Consider the following 7,176-nt stretch of genomic DNA (forward strand, 5'->3'; position numbering starts at 1 on the left):
CGCAATGACCGATCACACTGACCTGCTTGTCATCGGCGCGGGGCCGGGTGGCTATGCCTGCGCCTTTCGTGCTGCCGACCTGGGCCTGAACGTCACGCTGGTAGATGCCCGCGACCGGCTGGGCGGCGTTTGCCTGAACGAAGGCTGCATTCCCTCCAAGGCCCTGCTGCACGCTGCCGAAGTGATCCGCGAGGCCGTGCATATGGCCGATTGGGGTATCAGTTTTGGCGCGCCAAAAATCGACCTGGATGCGCTGCGCGCAAAAAAAGACGATATCGTCGGGCAGTTGACAGGCGGGCTGGGCGGGCTTGCCAAACGGCGCAAGGTCACGACGATCCGCGGCACCGCGCAATTTACCGGCGCGAACAGCGTAGACATCGACGGCAAGACACTGCGCTTTGACAAGGCGGTCATCGCTGTCGGATCGGCCCCGGTGCAACTGCCAGGCTGGCCGGACGATCCGCGCATCTGGGATAGCACCGCAGCACTGGAGCTACGCGAGGTGCCAAAGGCGCTTGCCATCGTTGGTGGCGGTATCATCGGGCTGGAAATGGCGACCATCTATTCGGCGCTCGGGTCTGACGTGACAGTGATCGAGCTGGCAGACCAGATCGCCGCCGGTGCCGATTTGGAGGCAGTCGCGATCCTGCGCACCGCACTGGAGGCGCAGGGCATCACGATCCACACCGACACGCAAGTGACAGAGGTGAAAGCGGCCAAGGCCGCAATTACCCTGACCTGCACCGGCGCATATGACGGACAGATCAAGGCCGGGGCCGTGATCCAATCTGTCGGGCGCCGCGCCAATGGGGACAAGGTCGGTGCCCCCGCCGCAGGGTTGACCGTCAGCGACCGGGGCGTGATTTCGGCCGATGATGCCGGTCGCACCGATCAGCCCGATATCTTTGCCATCGGCGATGTGACCGGCAACCCGATGCTGGCGCACCGCGCCACCCATCAGGGCCATATCACGGCAGAGGTGGCCGCAGGCCATCGCGCCGCATTGGATACTGTGCTGATCCCCTCTGTCGCCTATACAAACCCTGAACTGGCGTGGGTCGGGATGACACAGGCACAGGCCAAGGCCGAGGGCCGCAAGGTCAGGGCCACCAGCTTTCCCTGGGCCGCCAGCGGGCGCAATCTGGCGTCTGGCGGGGGCGACGGGTTGACCAAACTGGTCTATGACCCCGAAACAATGCGCCTTCTTGGCGGCACGATCATCGGGCGCAATGCGGGCGAATTGCTGGCCGAGATCACGCTGGCCATCGAAATGGGCGCAACGCTGGAGGATATCGGCCTGACCGTTCACGCCCACCCCACGCTGTCGGAAACCGTCGCCTTTGCCGCAGAACGCGCGCTGGGCACACTGACCGACCTATAGGCTTGCGGTCCCCTCGGTTTCGATCTTGAGCGGCGCGCCACAGTGCTTGCAGTGGATCGCGTCGGGTTCGTGGCGGCTTAGTCCACACTCTTCGCACTTATAGCGGATCTTGGATGGTTGGAAAATCGCCCGGGCCAGTTGCACGAACAGGGCCACACCGACCACCATGATGAAGACGGCCAGCAGCTTTCCGCCCGGCGTCGTCATGGTGATATCGCCAAAACCGGTGGTGGTCAGCGTCGCCACCGTGAAATAAAGCGCGTCGATATACCCCGCGATACCATCGCCTTCGGAAAAGGTCAGCACGAACACCGCTGACGTCGTGACGAACACAAAGACAAACAGGTTTATCGCCGCCAGAATCGCGTCTTCGTGCCGCCTGAAAAACAAGCTCTCGCGCCGCAGGTCGGACATCAGGTGATATGCACGGATCAGGCGCAATGCCCGCAGGATGCGCAAAAACGCAAGATTTTGCGCGAAAAACGGTGCAAAGAGCAGCGTTCCCACCACGATGATATCCGCAAGCGTGTAAATGCGGGTCAGTTCACGCCGCCGGTTTTCAGAAATCAACAACCGGGCAGACAGGTCCAGCAGGATCAGCACGCCAAATATCGTGTTCACGACCATCAACCCCGGCGATCCCGGCAGCGCCGCAGCGACAATGAAATACAGAATGCTGACAGCATCAAATGCAATCAGCCAGTAGCGAAACCTGCGCGCGCGCTGGCTGCGCCCGGTGTAAAGCAAGCGGAGAGTGCGATGTAGACGTTCCATCCTGCATGGATAGCGCAGTTTGCCGGGCCCGTCATTGATGGTTTTGCAGGTTTGCCCGGGCTTGGGCCGGATGCCTGACCACATAGCGGGCCATACGCGCGGCGTTTCAACAGACCGGACTGCCTTAATCCAGTGCGAAATATGCCAGCACGTTGGAAAACCTGCCAAAAAACAACAGATAGGGCGTGGTTTGCCCTTGAATAACTGCAAACGCATCGCATTTACTTTTGCAAATAAACCCTGCGATGTTTTCAACAGCGGCATTTTACAAGCCGGCTGCTTGAGGATATGACAGGCAAAGCGAAAAACGACTGGGGGACACCAACATGAGCGCCGGGGGCAACCTCCTTTTTCTGATCGCTTTACTGCCATTCATAGGCGCGCTTGTTCCCGGAATTATGATTCGTGCTGGCCGCACCGCCTGCGCGACATTCACCGCCATTCCGACCGCGCTGGCGCTGATCATGCTGATCATCCTCGCGCCCGCCGTCCTGCGTGGCGAGGTTATCCAGGCAGAAATTGAGTGGCTGCCACAGCTGGGCCTGTCTGCGTCATTCTTTCTGGATGGGTTGGGGCTGCTTTTTGCGGGGATGATCCTGGGTGTGGGGCTGTTGATCACGCTTTATGCCAGATTCTATCTGTCGGGCGATGATCCGATGGGGCAGTTTTATACCTATCTGCTGCTGTTTCAGGGCGCGATGCTGGGCATCGTCATATCAGACAACATCCTGCTTTTGCTGATTTTTTGGGAACTGACGTCGCTGTCTTCGTTCTTGTTGATCGGCTTTTGGAAACACCTGCCCGAAGGCCGGCAAGGCGCGCGCATGGCACTGGCTGTCACAGGCAGTGGCGGATTGGCGATGATCGGGGGGATGCTGATCCTCGGCAATATCGCTGGCAGCTACAACCTGACTGATATCCTGCAGGCGGGTGACGCGATCCGCGCATCCGACTGGTATTTACCCGCGCTGATCCTGATCCTGCTGGGCGCCTTTACAAAGTCGGCACAGTTTCCGTTCCATTTCTGGCTGCCGCACGCCATGGCGGCACCAACCCCGGTGTCAGCCTATCTGCACTCGGCGACGATGGTAAAGGCGGGCGTCTTTCTGATGGCGCGGATGTGGCCCGTTTTAGCCGGGACCGATGCCTGGTTCTACATTGTGGCGACGACGGGCCTTGTGACCATGGTGCTGGGCGCGCTGATTGCGCTGTTCAAGGATGACCTCAAGGCACTGCTGGCGTTTTCCACGGTCAGCCACCTTGGTCTTTTGACCATGCTGTTGGGTTTCGGCACGCAAGCGGCCGCAATTGCAGCCGTGTTCCACATTATCAACCACCTGACATTCAAGGCGGCGCTGTTCATGACTGCCGGGATCGTCGACCATGAGACCCACACCCGCGACATCAAGCGCCTGGGGGGGCTGCGCCATCTGATGCCCGTAACCTTTGTCATCGGCACGGTTGCGGCCCTGTCGATGGCGGGGATTCCGCTGTTCAACGGGTTCCTGTCCAAGGAACTGATGCTGGAGGAGGCCGCACACACGACATGGGCAGGCAGCCCCTATGCCGTGCCGGTGCTGGCGACGATCGGGGCGCTTTTGTCTGTGGCTTATTCGCTGCGTTTTATCGGGCATGTATTTCTTGGGCCGGTACGCGACGACTATCCGCACCAGCCGCATGATCCGCCTTTTGGCATGTGGGCGGCCCCTGCCTTGCTGGCCGTGTTGGTGGTGTTGATCGGTATCATGCCATTTCTGGCCGAAGGTATCGTGAACGCAGCCGCAAGCGCCGTGACCGGCACCGAGATTGATATCTATCTCAAGGTCTGGCACGGCATTACGCCCGCGCTTTACATGTCGATCATGGCGGTGCTTGGCGGGGCTGTCTTCCTCTGGCTGCACCCGACGCTGGACCGCGCGTGGATCGCGGCCCGCCGCCCCGAGGCGAAAGCCATCTTTGATGGTCTCATCGCCGCAATCGTGGGCTTGTCGCGGAACATCACAGAGGCCACGCACAACGGGGCGATCAGCCGCTACCTTGCAATCTTCGTGGTCGCGTCCGTGGCGCTTGGCGCTGTGGCCTTTTCAGGTGGCGGGCTTGGTGCGCCGACACGCGATATGCTGCCGGTGCCGCCCATCGTTGCCGTGGGTTGGCTGATGCTGGTCGTGGCGACGGGTGCTGTGGTGACGATGCACCATGCACGGTTCCAGGCCCTGGTGCTGATCGGCGTGATCGGCTTGACGATTTCGTCGGGCTTTGTGTATCTGTCGGCCCCTGACCTGGCGCTGACGCAAATCTCGGTCGAAACCGTCACGATCATGCTGCTGCTGCTGGCGCTGCACTTCCTGCCCAAAACCACCCCAAGGGAAAGCACGGTCGGCCGCAAACTGCGCGATGGTCTGATCGCTGTAACCGCAGGCGGCGGCGTGGGCGCGCTGGCGTATAGTTTTCTTTTGCGCGATGTCAGCACGATTTCGGATTTCCACCTTGCCAACAGCTATGAAGGTGGCGGCGGGACCAATGTGGTCAACGTGATCCTTGTCGATTTCCGCGGCTATGACACCTATGGCGAGATTATCGTGCTGGGTGTTGCGGGTCTGGTCATTTACGCACTGATGCATGCGCTGCTGGACGGGCCCGCCTTGCAGCGGTTGCGCCAGACCGATTATTCGCAGGATCGGTCGCGCGACCGGCACCCGTTGATGATGGTCGTCGTCACCCGCGTCATGATGCCGATTGCGGCGATGGTCGGCATCTATATTTTCCTGCGCGGGCATAACCAGCCCGGCGGCGGCTTTGTCGCGGGGCTGGTCATCGCGATCGCGCTGTTGATGCAATATATGGCGTCCGGCTTTGCCTGGACACAAGACAGGCAGCGGATCGAATACCATGCCATGATCGGCATGGGCGTCATCATTGCAGGGCTGACCGGTGCAGGTGCGTGGCTGGCCGGTGCACCGTTCCTGACAAGCGCGTTTACCTACGTGCATTTGCCGCCGATCGAGGAATTCGAACTGGCCACTGCGATGTTTTTTGATCTGGGCGTGTTCCTTGCCGTCCTGGGGGCGGTGATGCTGATGCTTTACAGCCTGTCGCGGATCGCCCGCTTTGCCGGCGAAAAGCCGAACGTCGCCCCGATGGATTACGACCCGGCCGAACGGATCATCGAAAACAAGGCGGAGGGCTGACATGGAAATGATCGTTGCAAGCGCGGTCGGCGTGTTGACGACCGGTGGGGTTTATCTGCTTTTGCGGCTTAGAACCTTTCCGGTGATCCTGGGGATCGCGTTGCTGTCTTATGCGGTCAACGTGTTCCTGTTCGCCAGCGGGCGGCTGTCGATCGACATGGCCCCGGTCCTGTCGAAATACGGCGACGCGAGCTATGCCGACCCGTTGCCGCAGGCGCTGGTGCTGACGGCCATCGTCATTTCATTCGGGATGACGGCAGTGCTGGTGATGATCGGCCTTGGCGCATTTCTGGAAGCTGACCACGATCAGATCAATATCGCGGCGGATGACGCCGACGTCAAAGCCGACAAGGACGCCGCGCAATGATGCACTGGATAATCGTTCCCGTCATCCTGCCCGCCCTGCTTGCGCCGGTGATTGGTTTTGTGATGCGCCATGACATCACGCTGGCGCGGGTCGCGTCGCTTGCGGGCACGGTCGCGCTGCTGGCAGTGGCCATCGGGCTGGCCGTGGTCGCAGCCGAAGGGCAAACTCATGTTTACCGGCTGGGCGACTGGCCCGCACCTTTCGGGATCGTGCTGGTGTTGGATCGGCTGTCGGCGCTGATGGTGCTGCTGACTGCCGTGCTGGCGCTGATCGTCCTGATCCATACCATTGCCACAGGCTGGGACGCGCGCGGCAAGCATTTTCACGCGCTGTTCCAGTTTCAGATCATGGGCATCTGCGGTGCCTTCCTGACCGGCGACGTCTTTAACCTGTTCGTGTTCTTCGAGGTCCTGCTGATCGCGTCCTACGGTTTGATGATCCATGCCGGCGGGCGAGAAAGGATGCGCGCGGGCCTGCAATATGTCGTGATGAACCTGGCCGGGTCTACGTTGTTTCTGTTCGCCCTTGGCACGCTCTATGCCAGCACCGGAACCCTGAACATCGCAGACATGGCGGCCAAGATCCCCGAAATTCCCGCTGAAGAAGCCGCCTTGGTGCGCGTGGCGGCGATGCTGTTGATGATTGTCTTTGCCGTGAAAGCGGCCGTTTTTCCCGTGCAGTTCTGGCTGCCGGCGACCTATGCCAACGCGCCTGCGCCGGTCGCAGCTCTGTTTGCGATCATGACAAAGGTGGGGGCCTATGCGATCCTGCGGGTGCATACCACGGCGTTCGGCCCGGGCGTTCCGGGAACAGAAGGGCTGATCGGTGGATGGCTGTTTCCGGCGGCGATCGTTACCATTGCGGTCGGTGCGTTCGGCGTGCTGGGCGCGCGGCGGTTGTTGCCGCTGATCAGTTTTTCGGTCGTCGGGTCCATGGGCACGCTGCTGGTGGCGGTCGCGGCCTTTTCGCCCACGGCCACGACGGCCGCGCTATATTATATGGTGCATTCCACCTTTGCCGCAGCCTGCCTTTTCCTGATTGCCGATCTGGTCATCACGCGGCGGGCGCAGGACAGGCTGACACCGGCCCCCGTGACCGTGCAGAACGGTCTGTTCGCAGCGCTTTTCTTTGGTGGCGCCATCGCCATGGCCGGGATGCCGCCGCTGAGCGGTTTTCTGGGTAAACTGCTGGTGATGGATGCGCTGCGCGATCCGGGTCAAATGGGCTGGGCCTGGACCGCGATCCTGGCCGGTTCGTTGCTGACGATTGTCGGCTTTGCGCGGGCCGGCAGCGTGCTGTTCTGGTCATCAACCGCAATCCCCCTGCCCGCATCGGCGCCCGAGGGGGCAGAACAACAGGTCGCGCCCCCGCAACCAAAGGCAACGACAGCCGAGGTCGCACCAACGATCGTGGCGCTTGCCGTTCTTGGCGCGCTTGCCGTGTTCGCAGGGCCTGTTGCATCCTAT

5 protein-coding genes are annotated in these 7,176 nt (G+C 61.1%); 4 read left to right on the plus strand and 1 reads right to left on the minus strand.

Annotated features, from left to right (window positions below):
- The first annotated feature begins 4 nt into the window (after positions 1-4).
- A complete protein-coding gene (gene lpdA / locus ACTG4B_RS12210; protein ID WP_439155980.1) occupies positions 5-1,381 on the plus strand; it encodes a dihydrolipoyl dehydrogenase in 1,377 nt (458 codons plus the stop codon).
- On the opposite strand, the gene ACTG4B_RS12215 is transcribed toward lpdA, so the two are convergent.
- Positions 1,376-2,155, minus strand: a complete 780-nt coding sequence (locus ACTG4B_RS12215) for an ion channel (protein ID WP_439155981.1) — start codon at positions 2,153-2,155, stop codon at positions 1,376-1,378. The genes lpdA and ACTG4B_RS12215 overlap by 6 nt on opposite strands.
- 326 nt (positions 2,156-2,481) lie before the next feature.
- On the opposite strand from ACTG4B_RS12215, the gene ACTG4B_RS12220 reads away from it, so the two are divergent.
- From ACTG4B_RS12220 to ACTG4B_RS12230, 3 genes are all read left to right on the plus strand, one after another.
- Positions 2,482-5,343 (plus strand): monovalent cation/H+ antiporter subunit A, encoded by a 2,862-nt coding sequence (locus tag ACTG4B_RS12220; protein WP_439155982.1) that lies wholly within the window; start codon positions 2,482-2,484, stop codon positions 5,341-5,343.
- A 1-nt stretch (position 5,344) separates the two neighbouring features.
- Positions 5,345-5,710, plus strand: a complete 366-nt coding sequence (locus ACTG4B_RS12225) for a Na+/H+ antiporter subunit C (protein ID WP_439155983.1) — start codon at positions 5,345-5,347, stop codon at positions 5,708-5,710.
- The coding region (locus ACTG4B_RS12230) for a monovalent cation/H+ antiporter subunit D (RefSeq protein WP_439155984.1) at positions 5,707-7,176 on the plus strand (1,470 nt) is incomplete at its 3' end. The genes ACTG4B_RS12225 and ACTG4B_RS12230, both read left to right, overlap by 4 nt.

Origin of the sequence: Yoonia sp., from assembly GCF_965660735.1 — a bacterium.
Taxonomy (GTDB): domain Bacteria; phylum Pseudomonadota; class Alphaproteobacteria; order Rhodobacterales; family Rhodobacteraceae; genus Yoonia.

Coding starts and splice junctions, on each gene's coding strand:
- ACTG4B_RS12225 (WP_439155983.1), top strand. CDS start 5,345: ATGGAAATGATCGTTGCAAGCGCGGTCGGCGTGTTGACGACCGGTGGG.
- lpdA (WP_439155980.1), top strand. CDS start 5: ATGACCGATCACACTGACCTGCTTGTCATCGGCGCGGGGCCGGGTGGC.
- ACTG4B_RS12215 (WP_439155981.1), bottom strand. CDS start 2,155: ATGGAACGTCTACATCGCACTCTCCGCTTGCTTTACACCGGGCGCAGC.
- ACTG4B_RS12220 (WP_439155982.1), top strand. CDS start 2,482: ATGAGCGCCGGGGGCAACCTCCTTTTTCTGATCGCTTTACTGCCATTC.